This is a genomic window from Sphingomonas hengshuiensis, assembly GCF_000935025.1.
Taxonomy (GTDB): Bacteria; Pseudomonadota; Alphaproteobacteria; order Sphingomonadales; family Sphingomonadaceae; genus Sphingomonas; species Sphingomonas hengshuiensis.
Map to the genome: position 1 here is coordinate 3,959,064 of NZ_CP010836.1, position 18,135 is coordinate 3,977,198.

The window sequence follows — 18,135 nt, forward strand, 5'->3', positions numbered from 1 at the left end:
TTGGAGAACACCCCATGCGCGCCGAAGCGCAGGCTCATGCCGACAAGATCAAGGCTGCGCTGGCATTGCTGCGCCGGTTCCTCGATTGGGATCGCGCGCTGCGGCGCCTCGACGAGCTGAATGCCCGCGTCGAGGACCCGAGCCTTTGGAATGACGCCAAGGCCGCGCAGGACGTGATGCGCGAGCGCCGCCGCCTCGACGAGGCGATCGGCGCGACGCGCGCGATCGAGACCGAGCTGAGCGACACCGCCGAACTCATCGAGATGGCCGAGGCCGAGGACGACGAGGCGATGGCGAGCGAAGGCACCGCCGCGCTCGCCGCACTGGCCGCGCGCGCCGAGATCGACAAGGTCAAGGCGCTGCTGTCGGGCGAGGCCGACGTCAACGACACCTATGTCGAGATCAATTCGGGCGCCGGCGGCACCGAGAGCAACGACTGGGCGGGCATGTTGCTGCGCATGTACACGCGCTGGGCCGAGCGGCGCGGCATGAAGGTCGAGCTGATCGACTATCACGCCGGCGAGCAGGCGGGGATCAAGTCCGCCACGCTGCTGATCAAGGGCGAGAACGCCTATGGCTATGCCAAGACCGAGAGCGGGGTCCACCGCCTCGTCCGCATTTCGCCCTATGACAGCGCGGCGCGGCGCCACACCAGCTTTTCGAGCGTGTGGGTCTATCCGGTGATCGACGACAATATCGACATCGAGATCAACGAAAGCGAGCTGCGCATCGACACCTATCGCGCATCGGGTGCGGGCGGACAGCATATCAACACCACCGATTCGGCGGTGCGGATCACCCATCTGCCCACCGGCATCGTCGTCCAGTGCCAGAACCAGCGCAGCCAGCACAAGAACAAGGCCGAGGCCTATAACCAGCTCCGCGCCCGGCTGTACGAGCGCGAACTGGCCGAGCGCGAGGCGGTGGCGGACGCGCAGAACGCGACCAAGACCGATATCGGCTGGGGCCACCAGATCCGCTCCTATGTCCTCCAGCCCTATCAGCTGGTGAAGGACCTGCGCACCGGGGTGACTTCCACTGCGCCCGGCGATGTGCTGGATGGTGCGCTGGACCCGTTCATGGCGGCGGCGCTGTCGCAGCGCGTGACCGGCGAGACGGTCGAAGTGGAGGATGTCGATTGAGGCTGGCCCTCGCCCTGGCGCCACTGGTTCTGCTCGTCGCATGCGACGGCGGCACCGTCGCGCCCAAGGACGAGCGCCGCGTCGAGGCGAAGACCGGCTTCCCCGCCGCCGATCGTCCGGTGGCGACGATCGTCTCCGCGCGCTGGTCGACCGAGGAAGCGCGCGACCGGCTGAACGAAGCGACCGAAGTGATGGACCTGGCCGGGATCAAGCCGGGGATGACCGTGGCCGATATCGGCGCGGGCGAAGGCTATTACACGATCCGCATGGCGCAGCGCGTCGGCGCCAAGGGCCGCGTCGTCGCCGAGGACATCGTCCCCGACATCATCGAGGAATTGGCCAAGCGCGTGGTGCGCGAGCGGCTGAACAATGTCAGCGTCCGGCTGGGCCTGCCCGCCGATCCGCGGCTCCCCGAGGGCAGCTTCGATCGCGTGCTGCTGGTCCATATGTATCACGAGATCGAGAGCCCGTATGAATTCCTGTGGCGGCTGCGCCCGTCGCTGACCGCCAATGGCCAGGTCATCGTCGTCGACGCCAATCGCCCGACCGAACATCACGGCACCCCGCCCACGCTGCTCAAATGCGAATTCGCCGCGGTCGGCTATGCGCTGGTCTCGTTCCGGCCGATGCCGTCGGCGGGGGGCTATATGGCGACGTTCGGCGCGGCGGGCGAACGCCCCGAGCCGAGCGCGATCAAGGCGTGCCGCAGCGGCGCGACCGCCGCGCCGATCATCGTCGAGCACGCCGAGGAACCGGCGCACTGAGCCGAGCGGCCCGCAGCCGGGCTACAGGAACCCCAATGCGCGGAAGCTGCTGTTCCCCGTGCTCGCGATGACCAGATGATCGACCAGCCGCACCTCCAGCGCGGCCAGCGCGCGCAGCAATTGCCGCGTCGCGTCGCGATCGGCGGCGCTGGGCGTGGGATCCCCGCTGGGGTGGTTGTGCTCGAGCACCACACCGCGCGCATCGAACGCGATTGCATCGGCGGCGATCGCGCGGATCGGCAGCACCATCCGGTCGCGCGACTCGCTGCGGGTGTGGCGCAGCCCCAGCACCCGCCGGTCCTCGGTCAGATAGGCGATCGCGATCACTTCATTGGGTTCGCTCGCCAATTGCGCGAACAGCGCGCCCGCGGCGGCGGAGCCGGTGATCCGGAGGGGCGGCGGTGCGAGCATCGCGGCCACGCTAGCGCAGTGGGGGCCTGGCCGGGCCGAATTCCCAATCCATTATGGCGGCCAGCTCGCTCCATTTCGGATGTCTGCCCCGCAACGCTTGGCGCGCGCCCGCCCCGCGGCTAGGCTGGGGCCATGCGTCAGTATCTCGATCTCATGGCCCGCGCGCTCGACCAGGGCGCCGAAACGATGGACCGCACCGGCACCGGCACGCTGTCGGTATTCGGGCACCAGATGCGCTTCGACCTGCGCGAAGGCTTCCCGCTGCTCACCACCAAGAAGCTCCATTTGCGCTCGATCCTGATCGAGCTGCTGTGGTTTCTGCGCGGCGACACCAATGTCCAGTGGCTGCGCGATCGCAAGGTGAGCATCTGGGACGAATGGGCCGATGCGGCGGGCGAGCTCGGCCCGGTCTATGGCAAGCAATGGCGCGACTGGGAGACCAGCGACGGGCGGCATATCGACCAGATCGCCGAATTGATCGAGACGCTGAAGACCAACCCCGCCTCGCGGCGGATGATCGTCTCCGCCTGGAACCCCGGCGACCTGCACGCGATGGCGCTGGCGCCGTGCCATTGCCTGTTCCAATGCCATGTCGCGAACGGGCGGCTGAGCCTCCAGCTCTATCAGCGCTCGGCCGATATCTTCCTGGGGGTGCCGTTCAACATCGCCAGCTACGCGCTGCTCACCCATCTGCTTGCGCAGCAGGCGGGGCTTGAGGTCGGCGAGTTCATCTGGACCGGCGGCGATTGCCACCTCTATTCGAACCATCTGGAACAGGCGCGCGAACAGCTTGGCCGCAAGCCCGGCCCGCTGCCCCGGCTCGAGATCCTCCGCCATGCGCCGTCGATCGACGCGTACGACTATGAGGATTTCGCGATCCATGATTATGTCGCGCAACCGCATATCAAGGCGGCGGTGGCGGTATGATCGTGTTTCACCTCGCGCGTGCCGACAATGGCGTGATCGGGCGCGACGGGGGCTTGCCGTGGCGGCTGCCCGCCGATTTGAAGCGATTCAAGGCACAGACCATGGGCAAGCCGATGGTGATGGGGCGCAAGACGTTCGAGAGCTTTCCCAGCCCGCTGCCGGGGCGGCGGCACATCGTGCTGACCCGCGACGCCGCATGGGCCGCGCCCGGCGCCGAAGTCGCGCATTCGCCCGAGGCGGCGATCGCGCTGGCGGGTGCGGGCGAGGTTGCGGTGATCGGCGGGGCGGAGGTCTTCGCGCTGTTCCTCGACCGCGCCGACCGCATCGAACTGACCGAAGTCCATGTCGAGGCCGAGGGCGACGCAAAGGTCCCGCGCTTCGGCCCCGAATGGCAGGAGACCGCGCGCGAGGATTATCCTGCGGAAGGGACGCACCCAGCCTATAGCTTCGTGACGCTGGAACGGAGCGCGTAACGACCAGCGACATCAAGGGGAGAGGCAAGATGCGCAAAGTCCTGTGGAGCGTGGCGGTACTGATCATCCTCGCCGCGATCGGGTTCTTCGGGATCGCCCCCGCCTGGGTGGAAAGCAGCATGAACAAGGTGGTGGCGACGCCGCTGCCGCCGGTCTCGCCCCAGACGCGGGCGCTGCATGCCGGGCTCCAGATCGCCGACATGCACGGCGATACGCTGATGTGGCGACGCAGCCTGCTCGACCGCGCCGGGCGGGGGCAGATCGACCTGCCCCGGATGATCGACGGCAATGTCGCGCTCCAGATCTTCTCGTCGGTGACCAAGACGCCGAAGGGCCAGAATTACGAGGCGAATGGCGCCGACAGCGACAATATCACGCTGCTGACCGTGGCGCAGCTCCAGCCGCCGCGTACCTGGGGCTCGCTGCTCCAGCGCTCGCTATGGCATGCGCAGAAGCTGGAGCGCGCCGCCGCGGGTTCGGGCGGGCAGTTGCGCGTGATCCGCACGCCCGCCGAGCTGGACCGACTGCTCGCCGATCGCGCGCGCGGGGCGAAGGTCGTCGGGGGCATGCTGTCGATCGAGGGGCTCCAGGACATGGAGGGCGACCTCGCCAATCTCGACCGGCTCTATGCCGCGGGGTTTCGCATGGCGGGGCTCGCGCATTTCTTCGACAATGACGTCGCGGGGTCGATGCACGGGTTGCAGAAAGGCGGGCTGACGCCGCTGGGGGTGCAGACGGTGCGGCGGATGGAGGCGATCGGGATGGTCGTCGACATCGCGCATTCGAGCCACGCCAGCGTCGCGCAGATACTGGCGATGGCGCGGCGCCCCGTCGTCTCCAGCCATGGCGGGGTGCAGGCGACGTGCAAGGTCAACCGCAACCTGACCGATGCCGAGATTCGCGGCGTCGCGAAGACCGGCGGCGTCGTCGGGATCGGCTATTGGGATGCGGCGATCTGTTCGACCGCGCCCGCCGCCGTCGCGGCGGCGGTGGCGCATGTCCGCGACCTGGTGGGGATCGACCATGTCGGGCTGGGATCGGATTTCGACGGCGCGGTGACGACCGGGTTCGACAGCGCCGGGCTCGTCGCAGTGACGCAGGCGCTGGTGAACCGCGGCTTCACGCGCGGCGAGATCGCCAAGGTTATGGGCGGCAACGTGCTGCGCGTCCTGCGCGCGGGGATGGTGCCCGCGCGATAGGCAGTCGGTGCAGCGAAGCATCCGACGACCCGGCGCCACGCGCGCCGGGTCGTCCCGGATTAGTTGTTGCTCTTGGGCAGCCCGGCCTTTTCCTCGGCCTGGATCGCGGCCTGCGGGTCCTTGCCCGGCGTGCCTTCGCCCGGCGCCGCCTGATTCGACAGCTCGGCGGGGCTGCCGCCCTCGGCGACGTTCGCCTCGGCTTCGGTGCCGGCGGCATCCGCTGCAGGGGCGGCGGGGAGCGGCAGGTTCGAGCCCTGGCTGTTCAGATAGGCGATGACATTGGCGCGCGCCTGCGGATCGGCGATGCCGGCGAAGGTCATCTTGGTGCCCGGCGCATATTTGCGCGGCGAGGTCAGCCAGGCATCGAGCGCGTCGAACGTCCAGTTGCCCGGAACCGACTTGAGCGCGTCCGAATAGGCGAAGCCCGCGACATGGCCATGGGCCTTGCCGACCGAGTCATACAGATTCGGGCCGATGCCCGAGGGTCCACCCTGGGCGATCGAGTGGCACGCCGTGCACTGCTTGAACACTTCGGCGCCCTTGGCCGGGTCCGCCGCGGCGAGGCGCGTCGCGATCGGCGCGACTGCTGCCGCACCGCCGCCTTCGCCTGCGCTCTCAACGCCTTCGATCGCATAGCCCATCTTTTCGGGGCGTTCCGAATGGAAGATCATGCCGCTCGCGATCGACAGCCCGAGCGCCGCTACGCCGCCAGCAAGTGCCCAACCTGCAATCGTATTGAACCGATCGTCCATCGCATGCCCCTGAGATAAGTCGTCGATCCTTTAGAACCGGCTTTAGCACACCGCAAGCCGGGGTTGCTCCGCAGCGCGCGCACGGCTAGCCCGCGCGGCGATGGAGAATTTCGCCGCCCCCGCCCGCCCGATCGTTGCCGACATGATTGCCAAGGCCGCCGCCGAGCCCGGTCAGGCAGTCGCTTTCCAAGGCGCGCCGGGCGCCAATTCGCATATTGCCGCGCTCGAAGCCTTTCCCGACGGGCTGCCGCTTCCCTGCTTTTCGTTCGAGGACGCGATCGAGGCGGTGCGGCTGGGCACCGCCGATTGCGCGATGATCCCGATCGAGAATTCGCTCCACGGCCGCGTCGCGGACATGCATTTCCTGCTCCCCGAATCGGGGCTGGCGATCACCGGCGAGCATTTCCTGCCGATCCGCTACGGCCTGATGGGCACGGGCACCGTCGATCAGGTGCGCGAGGCGATGAGCCACCCACAGGCGCTGGGCCAGTGCCGCCAGTGGCTGAAGGCGCATGGCATCGCGCCGCGCGCCTATCCCGATACCGCCGGCGCCGCAGCCGTGGTCGCCGAATTGGCCGACCCGGCCGTCGCGGCGCTCGCCCCGCCGGGGGCCGCCGCGCTCTATGGCCTGACGGTCTTTGCCGGCGACCTTGCCGATGCCGCGCACAATATGACGCGCTTCGTGGTGCTGGCGCGCGGCCCCAATCCGCTGGCCGGGCCGGGGCCGTTCATGACGACCTTCATCTTCGAAGTGAAGAACGTCCCCGCCGCCTTGTACAAGGCGCTGGGCGGGTTCGCGACCAACGGCGTCAACATGACCAAGCTGGAAAGCTATCAGCGCGGCGGCAGCTTCGCGGCGACCGAATTCTATGCCGATATCGTCGGCGCGCCGGGCGATCCTGCGGTGGACCGTGCGCTGGAGGAGCTGAAATTCCACACCAAATGGGTGCGCGTGCTCGGCACCTATCCCCAGGCGCGGGCGCGGCCCTGAACTAGGTCCCCTGCTCGTACCACGCCGTCAGCAGCGTATGGGCGATGGCATAGGTCGGGGGCGCAACGAACGGCGCGGCGGGATCGCAGGCGAGCGCCAGCCCGACTTCGTCGCGGGTGAACCAGCGGGCGTCCTCCAGCTCATGGACGTCGATCGTGATCGCATCGTCCAGCGCATCCGCGACGCAGGCGAGCATCAACGACGAGGGGAAGGGCCAGGGCTGGCTGGCGACATAGCGTACGGCGCCGGTGGGCACGCCCGATTCCTCGGCGATCTCGCGCCGCACTGCGTCCTCGATCGATTCGCCGACTTCCAGGAACCCCGCCAGCGCCGAATAGCGCCCCGGCGGCCAGGCGGGCTGGCGCCCCAGCAGCACCTGCCCGCGAAACTCGGCCAGCATGATCACCACCGGATCGACGCGCGGGAAATGCTCGGCGTGGCAATTGGGGCAGGTCCGGCCCCAGCCTGCGCGGAACATTTCGGTGGGGGTCCCGCAGACGGCGCAATAGCCATGGCGCGCATGCCAGTCGACCAGGCTGCGCGCCGCGGCATAGAGCGCGGCGTCGGCGGGCTGAAACCGGTCGAGCATCGCGAACAGCGCGGGCGATCGTCCGCCCGGCGCCGTCATCCCGCGTGGCAAGGCATTGGCGAACAGCGGCACCTCGCCATCGAAGCCGAGGAACAGCCGCTCGCCCTCGATCGTGTCGAGCCCGGTCCAGCCCAGCCGCCCCTCGCCGTCCAGCTCGGGATCGAGCCCGTGCAGGATCAGCAGCCGCGCACGCGGATCGTCCAGCGCCGCCTGGAGCAGCGCAGGCTCGTGCCGCACGCGGTCCGCCCGGTCGATCGTGCCGCCGGTAAAGCCCGGTGCCCTCATCGGGCGAGGTCGGCGTAGATCGCCCTGGTCAGGTCGGGCCGCAATTCGGTGTCCCCGAACAGGTTGATCATCGCAGTCACGCGCAGCTTGTGCACGGGATCGACGAACGCGATCGTCCCCGCCGCGCCGCCCCAGCCATAGGTGCCCTTGCCCGGCCCGCCAGCGCGATCGGCAAGATACACCGAGCCGCCCGCGCCGAACCCCATCGGAACCCCGCTCTTCGCCATTTCGTCGAGCAGCGTCTTGTCGACGCCCGCGGGCAGCAGGTCCGACATCGCCAGCCGCACCGTCTCGGGCTTCAGGATGCGGACGCCGTCGAGCTGCCCCTCGTTCACCAGCATGTGGAGGAAGCGGTCATAGTCGCGCGCCGACATCACCAGCCCGGCGCCGCCATAGGGGAAGCTGGGCGGCTGGAGCCACAGCGAGGTCGCGCCGGGATCGGCGGGCAGCCGGTTCGCGCCGACGCGGGCATAGTTGGTGGCGAGGATGCCGGCCTTGTCGGCAGGGACCGTCCAATAGCTCGACTGCATCTTGAGCGGGGCGAAGATGCGCGTGTTCACGAACTGGTCGAGCGGCATCCCCGACGCGACTTCGATCACCCGGCCGAGCAAGTCGAGGCTGATCGAATAGCTCCATTTGGCGCCCGGCTCGGCGATCAGCGGCAGCGTCGCGAGCCGATTCGCAAATTCCTCGAGCGAGGCGGGGCGCAGCGGGCGCATGCTCGCCTCCATCTGGACGTTCACCGCGGCGGGATTGATCCCCAGCCGGTTATATTCGTCGAGCAACGGCCCCTTGGTGATGATGTTATAGCCCAGCCCCGCAGTATGGGTCAGCAGGTTGCGCACCGTGATCGGGCGCGTTGCGGGGCGGCTGGTCAAGTCCTTGGCCGGGTCGACCAGGACCTTCATGTCCTTGAACGCCGGGATGAAGTCGCTGATCGGCTGGTCGAGCTTGAGCTTGCCTTCCTCCACCAGGATCATCGCGGCGATGCCGGTGATCGGCTTGGTCATCGAATAGACGCGCCACAGGCTGTCGGCATCGGCGCGCGGCGCAGTCGGCTCGGCGGCGATCCGGCCTTCCGCCACGACCATCGGCGCGGCGTCACCCACCCCGGTGACGACGACGATGCCGGGGACAGTGCCGTCGGCGACATAGCGCTGGGCGACGGCCTGTGCCCCGCTGGCGGGCGCCGGTGCGGTCTGGCTCCAGCCCGGCGATGCCGCCAGCAGCGCGATCCCCGCAACGCCCAACCCGAACCGATTCAGCATGACACTCTCCCGAAAACGCGCGCCGCCTTGGCGAAAACCGTCGGCAGCCCGGCGGACTCGATCGCATCGACCGGCCACCATTCGCCATCGGCGCCAAAATGCGCTGGGTCTGAATGCTCCGGGATCGTGACAGTCGCAAGCGTCACGTCGAGGGTGAAATGGGTGAAGCCGTGGCTGACCGTATCGGCCAGCAACTGCCAGTCGCCCGCGACGGGCGCGTCCGCCAGCCCCGGCGGCGCATCGCTCCACGGACCCGTAGGAAGCGCGCGCATGCCCCCCAGCAGCCCCTTGTCCGGACGACGGACGAGCAGCACCTCGACCCCGCGCCGAACCCAGAACATCGTGCCATAGCGCTGGGGCTTGGGCGCCTTCTTCGCCTTGACCGGAAACGCCTCGGGCGCGCCGGTGGCGAAGCCGTCGCAGTCGGGTCGCAGCGGGCAGAGCAGGCAACGCGGCGCGCGGGCGGTGCAGATGCCCGAACCGAGGTCCATCATCGCCTGCGCGAAATCGCCGGCGCGGGCATCCGGCGTGATCGTGTCGGTCAGCGCGCGGATGCGGGGCCGTGCGCCGGGCAGCGGCTCTGCGAGCGCGAACAGCCGCGTCACCACGCGCTCGACATTGGCATCGACCACCACGGCGCGCTGCCCGAACGCGATCGCCGCGATCGCGGCCCCTGTATACGCCCCGATCCCGCGCAGCTTGAGCAGTTCCGCCTCGGTCTCCGGCAGCCGGCCCAGCGCCGCGACTTCGCGGGCGCAGGCGAGCAGGTTGCGCGCGCGGGCATAATAGCCAAGCCCCGCCCAGGCGGCCATGACATCGGCATCGTCCGCCGCCGCCAGCGCCGCGAAACTGGGCCAGCGCGTCGTGAATGTCTCGAAATAGGGGATGACGCTCGCGACCTGGGTCTGCTGGAGCATCACCTCGGACAGCCAGACGCGATAGGGGTCGGGCGCATTGGCTCCGGGCGCCGCGCGCCAGGGCAGCACGCGCGCATGGGCATCATACCAATGGAGCAGCGGCGCAGCGATTGCGCGAGGGGCGTTGTCGGGCACGCCCCGCCTATGGCATGGACTGCACGCAATGACGAAGCCCCCCCGTGCCACCACGCGCCAGCCCAAGCCCGAAGCGCCGCGATCGAACCGTGCGCGCGCGGTGTCCGAGCTGTTGCCCGATGTCGGGCGGGCGGCGTTCCGCAAGTTCGGCTTCGTCCAGCACGCGATCGTCAGCCGCTGGAGCGAGATCGTCGGCGAACGCTATGCCCGCGTCTCGGTCCCCGAATCGATTCGCTTCCCCGTCGGCAAGCGCGCCGAGGGCGTGCTGAGCCTGATGGTGTCGGGCGCGCATGCCCCGATGATGCAGCATATCGCGCCCGAGATCGTCGAGCGCGTCAACCGCTTCTTCGGCTATACCGCCGTCGCCCGCCTCGCGATCCGCCACGGCGAAGTGAAGCGCGTCGAGAAGCGCGCGGCGCCGCCCAGCCTCAAGCCGCTGAGCCCCGCAATGGGCGACAGCCTGCGCGGGATCGCCGACCCCGAGCTGAAGGCCGTGCTCGAGGCGCTGGCGGCGGGCGTAGCGGCGAGCGACGAGAAGCTTCCTTTGGGACGAATCGACTGATGCGCCATTTGCTTGCCGCCGCCGCCGCCCTGTTGCTCGCAACCGGCGCCACACCCGCGCCCGCCGTCCAGAAAAAGGCGGCACCCGCCAATTGGCTGACGGTGATCGTCAAGACCCCCGCGGGCGGCTTTCGCCAGGGTAATCCCGATGCGCCGGTGAAGCTGGTCGAATATGGCTCGCGCACCTGCCCCACCTGTGGCCGCTTCGCCGCCGAGGGCATGAAGCCGCTGCGCGACCAATATATCGCGACGGGCAAGGTCAGCTACGAATATCGCGATTATCTGGTCCATGGCGGGCCCGATCTGGCGCTGGCGATCCTCAACCAGTGTGTTCCGACGGCGCGGTTCTTCGACACGCTCGACGCGATCTATGCCAGCCAGCCGATGTTCGCGGACCGCGTCGAGGCGCTGGTCCATGACACCCCTGCCGAAGCCGAGAAGATGCAGAACTTGCCCGCCCCGCAGGCGGCGTTGCGCTTTGCCGAATCGCTCGGCTTCCTCAAATTCATGGCGGCCCGCGGGCTTCCCGAGGCGCAGGCGCGCAAATGCCTGGGCAATGCCGCGCTGATCGGCGGGATCGCGACGGTCAACGCCAATGCCGCCACGCAATATGGCGTGAACGGCACGCCGACTTTCTTCGTCAACGGGCGCAAGATGCGCGCCAATAGCTGGGACCGGCTCCAGCCCGAACTCTGGGCCGCCGGCGCCTGATTACCCTGATCCAGTGGAGAAGTGACCCCATGCGTTTTGCCCTAGCCCTGCTCCCCCTCCTCGCGCTCGCCGGTTGCGGCGGTGGCGAGGGCAACAGCTCGACTCCGGTGACCTCGGCCACCGCCGTCGCGCCGGTTGCGGCGCCCGCGGGCAAGAACTGGGTCGAGACGGTCGAGAAGACCGCCGACGGCTATCGCCAGGGCAATCCCAACGCTCCGATCAAGCTCGTCGAATATGGTTCGCGCAATTGCCCGACCTGCGGCCGCTTCGCCGCCGAGGGGGTCGAGCCGCTGCGCGAGAAGTATATCTCGACGGGCAAGGTCTCGTACGAGTTCCGCGACTTCCTGGTCCATGGCGCCCCCGATTTCGCGGCGGCTCTGCTCAACCAGTGCGTGCCGACCGAGGCGTTCTTCGTCGTGCTCGACCAGTTCTTCGCGAACCAGGCGGCGTTCGCCGACCGCACCGAGCAATTGTTCAAGTCGCGCCCCGACCTGATCCAGCAGCTCCAGGCGCTTCCCGCGCCCCAGGCGGCGGCGGGCTTTGCCGATGCGCTCGGCTATGTCGATTTCATGAAGCAGCGCGGCGTGCCCGAGGCCAAGGCGCGCCAGTGCCTCTCCGACCAAAAGACGATCGCCGCGATCGCCAAGGTCAACGCCGAGGCGACGACCGTGCATAATGTCACCGGCACCCCGACCTTCTTCCTCAACGATCGCGTCGTCGCCGACGTCGCAAGCTGGCAGGCGCTGGAGCCCGCGCTTCAGGCGGCGGGCGCGCGGTAAGCGCGCCGGCCGGGGGGCGGGCGCGGCGCCATGCAGATCAAGCGGCTGCGGCTGACAGGCTTTAAGAGCTTCGTCGACCCGGCCGACCTGCGGATCGAGCCGGGGCTGACGGGGATCGTCGGCCCCAATGGTTGCGGCAAATCGAACCTTCTCGAAGCGCTGCGCTGGGTGATGGGCGAGACCAGCGCCAAATCGCTGCGCGGCGCGGGGATGGAGGACGTGATCTTCGCGGGGACCGCGACCCGCCCCGCGCGCGACTTCGCCGAAGTGTCGGTGCTCGCCGACCAGCCCGGCGACGAGGAGCTGGAGGTTGTCCGCCGGATCGAGCGCGGCGCGGGTTCGGCCTATCGCATCAACGGGCGCGACGTGCGCGCCAAGGATGTCGGCCTCGCCTTTGCCGATGCCGCCACCGGCGCGCACAGCCCCGCGCTGGTCAGCCAGGGGCGGATCGGCGCGATCATCGCCGCCAAGCCCGCCGAGCGCCGCGCGATGCTGGAAGAGGCGGCGGGGATCGCCGGGCTCCATGTCCGCCGCAAGGATGCCGAACAGAAGCTGCGCGCGACCGAGGCGAACCTGACCCGGCTCGACGAAGTGATCGGCGACCAGGAGGCGCGCGCCGCGGCACTCAAGCGACAGGCGCGGCAGGCCGAGCGATACCGCGAGCTGTCAGACAAGATCCGCGTCGCCGAGGCGCGGATGATCTTCGCGCGCTGGCGCGACGCCGCCACCGCCGCCGATGCGGCCAAGACCGAGGCTGCGGGCGCCGAGGCGCTGGTCGCGGCGCGGACGCAGGCGCATGACGAGGCAGCCGCCGCGCAACAGGCGGCGGCCGAGGCGCTGGCCGGGCTGCGCGCCGAATCGCTGGCGGTGCGCGACCGGGCGACCGATGCGATGCACCGGCTCGCGACGCTGCGCAGCGAGGCTGCGACGGTGGCGCGGCGGATCGCCGAACTGGACGCCGCCGATCGCCGGCTGGAGGAGGATCGCGGGCGCGAGGGCGCGCTGGCCCGCGACGCCGCCGATGCGCTGGCGCGGCTGGCGGACGAATCCGCGGCGCTGGATGCGCGAATCGCCGAGGCGGCGGCGCGAATGCCGATGCTCGAGTCGGCGCTGGCCGATGCCGAGCGGGCAGCGCGCGATGCCGAAGTCGCGCTGGCACAGGCACTGGCGGCGCAGGCGAGCGAGGCGGCGGAGGCGCGGGTCGCCGAGGCCGCGCTGGCCGCCGCACGCACCCGCGCCGACCGTGCGGGGCGCGATATGGCGCGGGTGACCGGCGAGAACGCCGCGCTGCCCGCTGCCGAGCCGCTGCTCGCCGAGCGCGCGCGTGCGGCGGAAGCGCGCGAACAGGCGGCGCGGCAGGGCGAGGCGGCGCGCGCGGGGCTGGCGGAAGCAGACGCCGCCGAGCGCGCGGCGATTGCCGGGCGCGATGCGGCGCAGTCGGCGCGTGCCGCGGCCCATGCCGAACTGACGCAGCTCGACAGCGAGGCGGCGGCATTGGCGCGCGCCACGCGCCCGAGCGGCAAGGACCGGCTGCTCGACCGGCTGAACGCCGATCCCGGCTATGAACGCGCGCTCGCGGCAGCCTTGGGCGACGATCTGGAAGCGGGCCTCGAGCCTGGCGGCGAGCGCCATTGGGCGGGTGCGGCGCCCCAGCCGGGCGATCCCGGCGCGGCACCGGGGACGACGCCGCTCGCCGCCTATGTCCGCGCGCCCGAAGCGCTGGCGCGGCGGCTGGCGCAGGTGCTGGTAGCGGGCGAGGATAGCGGCCAGCCGCTCGCCGTGGGGCAGAGGCTGGTGACGCTGGCGGGGACGATGCGGCGCTGGGACGGCTATGTCGCGCGATCGGGTGGGGCGGCGGCGGCGCAGCGGCTGGAGCAGCTTAACCGGCTGGCGGCGATCGAGCGCGCGCGCCCGGCGGCGGCGCAGGCGGTGCAGGCGGCGCAGGCCGAGCTGGCGTCGATCGAGACGAACATCGCCCACGCACGCAGTGCTGCTAGCGCGGCGCGACGGTCGCTAGACCAGTCCGAAATAGCGGGGCGCGAGGCCGGGCGCGCCGAGGATCGCGCCGTGGCCCAACTCGAACGGCTGGAGGCGCAGCGCGCCGATCTCGACGCCCGCCGCGCGCGCGTTGCCGCCGAGCAGGACGAAGCAGCGGGCGAAGTTGCGCGCGCCGAGGCGGCCAAGGCTGCGCTCCCCGACGGCAGCGCCACGCGCGAGCGCGTTGCCACGCTTTCGAGGGAAGCCGATACGCGCCGCGCCGCCGTCGCGACCGCGCGCGCCGAGCGCGGATCGCTGGAGCGCGAGATCGCCCAGGGCCGCGAGCGGCTCGCCGCCGCAGGGGCCGAGAGCCGGAGCTGGAAGGCGCGCGCCGGCGAGGCCGCGCGCCGCGCCGCCGACATGGACCGCCGCGCCGCCGAACAGGCCGAGGAGCGCGAGCAGATTGCGGGGCGCCCCGCCGAACTCGCCGCCGCCGTGACCGAAGCAGAGGCCGTGACCGAGGCCACGCGCGCGCAATCCTCCGCCGCACAGGCCGCCGAAGCCGGGGCCGAGGCGGCATTGCGCGGCACCGAGGCCGCCGTGCGCGCCGCGAACGAGGCGCTGTCGCAGGCCCGTGAGGCACGCGCAGGCGCCGTCGCGCGAGTCGAGAATCAGGAGATGCGCCGCGTCGAGATGGGCCGACTGTCGGGCGAGCGCTTCGAATGCCCGCCGCCGCTCCTGCCGCAGCGGGTGGGGTTCGAGGGCGATTCGGTCCGCGCGCCGCAGGACGAATCGACGGCGCATGAGCGGCTGGTGACGGATCGCGAGCGGATCGGGCCGGTCAATCTGGTCGCCGAGACCGAGCTGGCCGAGCTGGAGGCCGCGTTCACGAGCAACGCCGCCGAGCGGGACGAGCTGGCCCAGGCGGTCAACCGGCTGCGCGGCAGCATCGGCACGCTCAACCGCGAGGGGCGGCAGCGGCTGCTCGCGGCGTTCGAGGCGGTCGACACGCATTTCCGGCGGCTGTTCACCACGCTGTTCAACGGCGGGCAGGCGCATCTGGAGATGGTCGATTCGGACGACCCGCTCGAGGCGGGGCTGGAGATCATGGCGCAGCCTCCGGGTAAGCGATTGCAATCACTTACTTTGTTGTCGGGCGGCGAGCAGGCGCTGACCGCCGTCGCGCTGATCTTCGCGCTGTTCCTGACCAAGCCCGCACCGATCTGCGTCCTCGACGAAGTCGATGCGCCACTCGACGACGCCAATGTCGAGCGCTTCTGCGACCTGCTCGACGTGATGACCCGCGAGACCGCGACGCGCTATTTGATCGTCACGCACAATGCCGCGACGATGAGCCGGATGCACCGGCTGTTCGGCGTGACGATGGTGGAACGCGGGGTGAGCCGGTTGGTCAGCGTCGATCTGGGCGGGGCGGAGAGTTTGTTGGCGGCGGAGTAGGTGCGGGGGAGAGAAGTGTTTTCGCGCAAAGACGCTAAGGCGCTAAGAGAAGATTTGCCTTTCTAATCGCACCGTTGCGATCTCAGAAATGGAGCGGCGCAGCATAAGAAGAAGAATTCTCACACAAAGGCACAAAGACACGAAGAAAATTTCTATGCTCTTTGTGCCTTTGTGCCTTTGTGGCTTTGTGTGAGATATTTTTAGATCTAACGATCATCCCAAAATCTCATTGTAAAGCGCGATATACTTCTCTGCCATTGCTTCAACGGAGAAGCGCACCGCCACCGCCGCGCGGCAGGCGGCGCGATCGATGCCGCCAACCCGCTCGATCGCATCGACCGCCGCCTCCGCCGACGCCACCAGCAGCCCGGTCGTGCCGTCGTCGATCAGTTCGGGCATCGATCCGCGATTGACCGCGATCACCGGCGTCCCGCACGCCATCGCCTCGATCACCGAAAGCCCGAACGGCTCGTCGAAATTGATAAGATGGAGCAACGCCTTCGCACCACCCAGCGCCTTGAGCCGCGTATCGCCGCCGACCGGGCCGTGATAGACGATGCGGTCGTTCAGGTGCGGCACCACTTCGCGTTCGAAATAGCCCGAATCCTGGACGATCCCGTACAGGTCCAGCCGCCTTCCGCTGGCCTGGGCAACACGGATCGCTTCGCCCGCGCCCTTGTCCGGGTGCATCCGCCCGAAGAAGAGCAGGTCGTCGCTCCCCTCAGCATCGAACGGGAATTCGTTCAGCCGGATGCCGTGGTGGATCGTCGCGGCATAGCGCAGGCTGGGGTGCCGGTCGGCGTCGCTGATCGCGACATAGTGCACCCGGTCCTCGAACGGCTTGTACATCGGCAGGATGCGGTCGGACGAGAAGCCGTGGATCGTCGTCACCATCGGCGTGTCGACCAGCGGCGCAAAGGCGTGGGCGGGGAAATCGGCCTGGTTGTGGATCAGGTCGAACTCGCCGGCGCGGGAGAAGATGTGCGAGAGATGGGCATATTCCCAGACCTTCGCATCGATTGCCGGGTCCTCCTCATAGGGTGCGGGGACGACTCCGGCGAGCGTGCCCGAGGTCGCCGAATCCCGCGTCGCGAACAGCGTCACGTCGATGCCCTTCGCAACCAGCGCCTCGGTCAGCAGGCTGGTGACGAGCTCCCATGGCCCGTAATGGCGCGGCGGGGTGCGCCACGCGATGGGAGCGATCATCGCGATCTTCATGCCAGAACATAGCCCTCATGCGGCCCGAGCAGCGCCGGATCGGCGCCCCCCTGCGCGGCGGCGACCACCGCCAGTCCCTCGGCCCATTCGGGGATCGCGAAGGATTGCGGCGTGCCGCCCAGATTGAGCACCACGAGCACGCGATCCGTACCCAGCCGGCGTTCATAGGCGAGCAGGGCGCCCGATGCGGCAACCGGGTGATAGTCGCCCAGCGCCAGCGCGGGGTGCGCGCGGCGCAGCGCCAGCAGCTTCTGCGTCAGCCGCCACATCGATGCGGGGTCGCCGCGCTGCACCGCGACGTTGCGGCTAGCCCAGTCGGCATGGAGCGGCAGCCAGGGCGTGGCGCTGGTGAAGCTGGCGTTCGGGCCGACATCCCATGCCATCGGGGTGCGCACCGGATCGCGGCCCATGCCGATCCCGGGCTCGTTCAGCTCGCGCGGGTCCTGTACCTGTTCGGCGGGAATATCGACATCGGCGATCCCCAGCTCGTCGCCATTATACAACGTCGGGGTGCCGCGCAGCGTGAGCAGCAGCAGCATCGCCACCCGCGCCTGCTCCGCCCCCACCCGCGTCGCGATGCGCGGGCGATCATGGTTGCCGAGCACCCAGTTGGGCCAGCCGCCGGGGGGCAGCGCGGCTTCATAGGCGTCTATCATCGCCGCCAGCGCGGGCGCGTCCCATTCGGCACCGATCAGCTGGAAATTGAAGGGCAGATGCACGCCGGGCGTATCGACCGTGCCGTAATAGCGGACCAGATCGGGCACCGGCAGGTAGATTTCGCCGATCAGCACGCGCGCGCCATGTGCGTCGGCGATTTGCCGCATCTCGGCGGCGATGTCGTGGATTTCGGGCTGGTCCGCCGAATGCGTCTGATGGACGCGCATATAGTCGGGCATTCCCGGCTGCCATTCGGCGTTGACCGGATTGTCCGGGAAATCGGCATGCTTGACCATGTGCCACAGCACGTCGATCCGAAACCCGTCGATCCCGCGCGCGAACCAGAAGCGCAGCACGTCCATCATCGCGGCGCGCACCGCCGGGTTGCGCCAGTTGAGGTCGGGCTGTTCCTTCAGAAATGCGTGGTAATAATATTGGCCGGTGGCATCATCCCACTCCCAGGCCGATCCGCCGAAATCGCTGATCCAGTTGTTGGGCGGCCCGCCATCGGGGGCGGGATCCCGCCAGATATACCAGTCGCGCTTGGGATTGTCGCGCGACGACCGGCTCTCGACAAACCATGGGTGCTGATCCGAGCTGTGGTTGGGCACCAGATCGAGCAGCAGCTTGATACCGCGCGCGTGCGCCGCCGCGAGCAGCGAATCGAAATCGGCCAGCGTGCCGAAGCGCGGGTCGATCCCGCAATAATCGGCCACGTCATAGCCGAAATCGGCCATGGGGCTGGGGAAGATCGGCGAAATCCAGATCGCGTCGATGCCGAGTTCGACCAAAGTATCGAGACGGGCCTCGATGCCGCGAAGATCGCCGATGCCGTCGCCGTTCGAATCCTGGAACGAGCGGGGATAGATTTGGTAGATTATGGCGGATTGCCACCATGCTGCGTCGTTCATGTGTGGGTCC

17 protein-coding genes are annotated in these 18,135 nt (G+C 69.3%); 10 read left to right on the top strand and 7 right to left on the bottom strand.

Annotated features, from left to right (window positions below):
* Positions 1-14: 14 nt before the first annotated feature.
* Together prfB and TS85_RS17895 are read left to right on the top strand one after the other, a co-directional pair.
* Positions 15-1,142, top strand: a complete 1,128-nt coding sequence (gene prfB / locus TS85_RS17890) for a peptide chain release factor 2 (protein WP_044334026.1) — start codon at positions 15-17, stop codon at positions 1,140-1,142.
* A complete protein-coding gene (locus TS85_RS17895) occupies positions 1,139-1,906 on the top strand; it encodes a class I SAM-dependent methyltransferase (protein WP_044334028.1) in 768 nt (255 codons plus the stop codon). The genes prfB and TS85_RS17895 overlap by 4 nt, the downstream gene beginning before the upstream one ends.
* Positions 1,907-1,927: 21 nt before the next feature.
* Here TS85_RS17895 and TS85_RS17900 read toward each other — a convergent pair whose 3' ends face one another.
* Positions 1,928-2,317 carry a JAB domain-containing protein gene (locus tag TS85_RS17900; protein WP_044336567.1) on the bottom strand — a complete coding sequence of 130 codons (390 nt, stop codon included), beginning with the start codon at positions 2,315-2,317 and terminating at the stop codon, positions 1,928-1,930.
* Between the two features lie 132 nt (positions 2,318-2,449).
* Here TS85_RS17900 and TS85_RS17905 point away from each other — a divergent pair, with 132 nt between their 5' ends.
* The 3 genes from TS85_RS17905 to TS85_RS17915 are packed head-to-tail and all read left to right on the top strand — an operon-like array spanning position 2,450 to position 4,916.
* Entirely contained in the window at positions 2,450-3,244 is a 795-nt protein-coding gene (locus TS85_RS17905) for a thymidylate synthase (RefSeq protein ID WP_044334030.1), read from the top strand.
* The gene (locus tag TS85_RS17910) at positions 3,241-3,717 is read left to right on the top strand and encodes a dihydrofolate reductase (protein ID WP_044334032.1); all 477 of its coding nucleotides are present in this window, start codon (positions 3,241-3,243) and stop codon (positions 3,715-3,717) included. The genes TS85_RS17905 and TS85_RS17910 overlap by 4 nt, the downstream gene beginning before the upstream one ends.
* A gap of 29 nt (positions 3,718-3,746) precedes the next feature.
* Complete coding sequence (locus tag TS85_RS17915) at positions 3,747-4,916, top strand: dipeptidase (RefSeq protein WP_044334034.1); 1,170 nt, start codon at positions 3,747-3,749, stop codon at positions 4,914-4,916.
* 59 nt (positions 4,917-4,975) lie between these two features.
* On the opposite strand, the gene TS85_RS17920 is transcribed toward TS85_RS17915, so the two are convergent.
* A complete protein-coding gene (locus TS85_RS17920; RefSeq protein ID WP_044334037.1) occupies positions 4,976-5,668 on the bottom strand; it encodes a c-type cytochrome in 693 nt (230 codons plus the stop codon).
* A 100-nt stretch (positions 5,669-5,768) separates the two neighbouring features.
* On the opposite strand from TS85_RS17920, the gene TS85_RS17925 reads away from it, so the two are divergent.
* Positions 5,769-6,659: a prephenate dehydratase gene (locus TS85_RS17925; protein WP_044334039.1), complete on the top strand. Its 891-nt coding sequence runs from the start codon at positions 5,769-5,771 to the stop codon at positions 6,657-6,659.
* Between the two features lies 1 nt (position 6,660).
* On the opposite strand, the gene nudC is transcribed toward TS85_RS17925, so the two are convergent.
* The 3 genes from nudC to TS85_RS17940 are packed head-to-tail and all read right to left on the bottom strand — an operon-like array spanning position 6,661 to position 9,853.
* Entirely contained in the window at positions 6,661-7,533 is an 873-nt protein-coding gene (gene nudC, locus TS85_RS17930; protein WP_044334040.1) for an NAD(+) diphosphatase, read from the bottom strand.
* A complete protein-coding gene (locus TS85_RS17935; RefSeq protein ID WP_044334041.1) occupies positions 7,530-8,801 on the bottom strand; it encodes a serine hydrolase domain-containing protein in 1,272 nt (423 codons plus the stop codon). Before TS85_RS17935 ends, nudC begins: the two co-directional genes overlap by 4 nt.
* Positions 8,795-9,853: an A/G-specific adenine glycosylase gene (locus TS85_RS17940; RefSeq protein ID WP_044334042.1), complete on the bottom strand. Its 1,059-nt coding sequence runs from the start codon at positions 9,851-9,853 to the stop codon at positions 8,795-8,797. Before TS85_RS17940 ends, TS85_RS17935 begins: the two co-directional genes overlap by 7 nt.
* Before the next feature lie 28 nt (positions 9,854-9,881).
* Between TS85_RS17940 and TS85_RS17945 the strand changes: the two genes are divergently transcribed.
* Genes TS85_RS17945 through TS85_RS17960 form a run of 4 tightly spaced genes read left to right on the top strand, consistent with a single transcriptional unit; the run spans position 9,882 to position 15,339 of the window.
* Positions 9,882-10,415 carry a DUF721 domain-containing protein gene (locus TS85_RS17945; RefSeq protein WP_044334043.1) on the top strand — a complete coding sequence of 178 codons (534 nt, stop codon included), beginning with the start codon at positions 9,882-9,884 and terminating at the stop codon, positions 10,413-10,415.
* Positions 10,415-11,125, top strand: coding sequence for a thioredoxin domain-containing protein (locus TS85_RS17950; RefSeq protein ID WP_044334044.1), 711 nt, complete (start codon positions 10,415-10,417; stop codon positions 11,123-11,125). Before TS85_RS17945 ends, TS85_RS17950 begins: the two co-directional genes overlap by 1 nt.
* Before the next feature lie 29 nt (positions 11,126-11,154).
* Entirely contained in the window at positions 11,155-11,904 is a 750-nt protein-coding gene (locus tag TS85_RS17955) for a thioredoxin domain-containing protein (protein WP_044334046.1), read from the top strand.
* Positions 11,905-11,934: 30 nt separating this feature from the next.
* On the top strand, positions 11,935-15,339 hold the full coding sequence (locus TS85_RS17960) for a chromosome segregation SMC family protein (RefSeq protein ID WP_044334048.1): 3,405 nt from the start codon (positions 11,935-11,937) through the stop codon (positions 15,337-15,339).
* 213 nt (positions 15,340-15,552) lie between these two features.
* On the opposite strand, the gene TS85_RS17965 is transcribed toward TS85_RS17960, so the two are convergent.
* Positions 15,553-16,557 carry a glycosyltransferase family 4 protein gene (locus tag TS85_RS17965; RefSeq protein ID WP_044334050.1) on the bottom strand — a complete coding sequence of 335 codons (1,005 nt, stop codon included), beginning with the start codon at positions 16,555-16,557 and terminating at the stop codon, positions 15,553-15,555.
* Complete coding sequence (locus tag TS85_RS17970) at positions 16,554-18,125, bottom strand: alpha-amylase family glycosyl hydrolase (protein ID WP_044334052.1); 1,572 nt, start codon at positions 18,123-18,125, stop codon at positions 16,554-16,556. Before TS85_RS17970 ends, TS85_RS17965 begins: the two co-directional genes overlap by 4 nt.
* Between the last annotated feature and the right edge of the window lie 10 nt (positions 18,126-18,135).

Excerpts from the sequence above, each read along its gene's own strand:
- TS85_RS17925 (WP_044334039.1), top strand. The coding sequence starts at position 5,769 with ATGGAGAATTTCGCCGCCCCCGCCCGCCCGATCGTTGCCGACATGATT.
- TS85_RS17905 (WP_044334030.1), top strand. The coding sequence starts at position 2,450 with ATGCGTCAGTATCTCGATCTCATGGCCCGCGCGCTCGACCAGGGCGCC.
- TS85_RS17935 (WP_044334041.1), bottom strand. The coding sequence starts at position 8,801 with ATGCTGAATCGGTTCGGGTTGGGCGTTGCGGGGATCGCGCTGCTGGCG.
- TS85_RS17960 (WP_044334048.1), top strand. The coding sequence starts at position 11,935 with ATGCAGATCAAGCGGCTGCGGCTGACAGGCTTTAAGAGCTTCGTCGAC.
- TS85_RS17910 (WP_044334032.1), top strand. The coding sequence starts at position 3,241 with ATGATCGTGTTTCACCTCGCGCGTGCCGACAATGGCGTGATCGGGCGC.
- TS85_RS17955 (WP_044334046.1), top strand. The coding sequence starts at position 11,155 with ATGCGTTTTGCCCTAGCCCTGCTCCCCCTCCTCGCGCTCGCCGGTTGC.
- TS85_RS17945 (WP_044334043.1), top strand. The coding sequence starts at position 9,882 with ATGACGAAGCCCCCCCGTGCCACCACGCGCCAGCCCAAGCCCGAAGCG.
- TS85_RS17970 (WP_044334052.1), bottom strand. The coding sequence starts at position 18,125 with ATGAACGACGCAGCATGGTGGCAATCCGCCATAATCTACCAAATCTAT.
- TS85_RS17900 (WP_044336567.1), bottom strand. The coding sequence starts at position 2,317 with ATGCTCGCACCGCCGCCCCTCCGGATCACCGGCTCCGCCGCCGCGGGC.
- nudC (WP_044334040.1), bottom strand. The coding sequence starts at position 7,533 with ATGAGGGCACCGGGCTTTACCGGCGGCACGATCGACCGGGCGGACCGC.
- TS85_RS17950 (WP_044334044.1), top strand. The coding sequence starts at position 10,415 with ATGCGCCATTTGCTTGCCGCCGCCGCCGCCCTGTTGCTCGCAACCGGC.
- TS85_RS17915 (WP_044334034.1), top strand. The coding sequence starts at position 3,747 with ATGCGCAAAGTCCTGTGGAGCGTGGCGGTACTGATCATCCTCGCCGCG.
- TS85_RS17920 (WP_044334037.1), bottom strand. The coding sequence starts at position 5,668 with ATGGACGATCGGTTCAATACGATTGCAGGTTGGGCACTTGCTGGCGGC.
- TS85_RS17965 (WP_044334050.1), bottom strand. The coding sequence starts at position 16,557 with ATGAAGATCGCGATGATCGCTCCCATCGCGTGGCGCACCCCGCCGCGC.
- prfB (WP_044334026.1), top strand. The coding sequence starts at position 15 with ATGCGCGCCGAAGCGCAGGCTCATGCCGACAAGATCAAGGCTGCGCTG.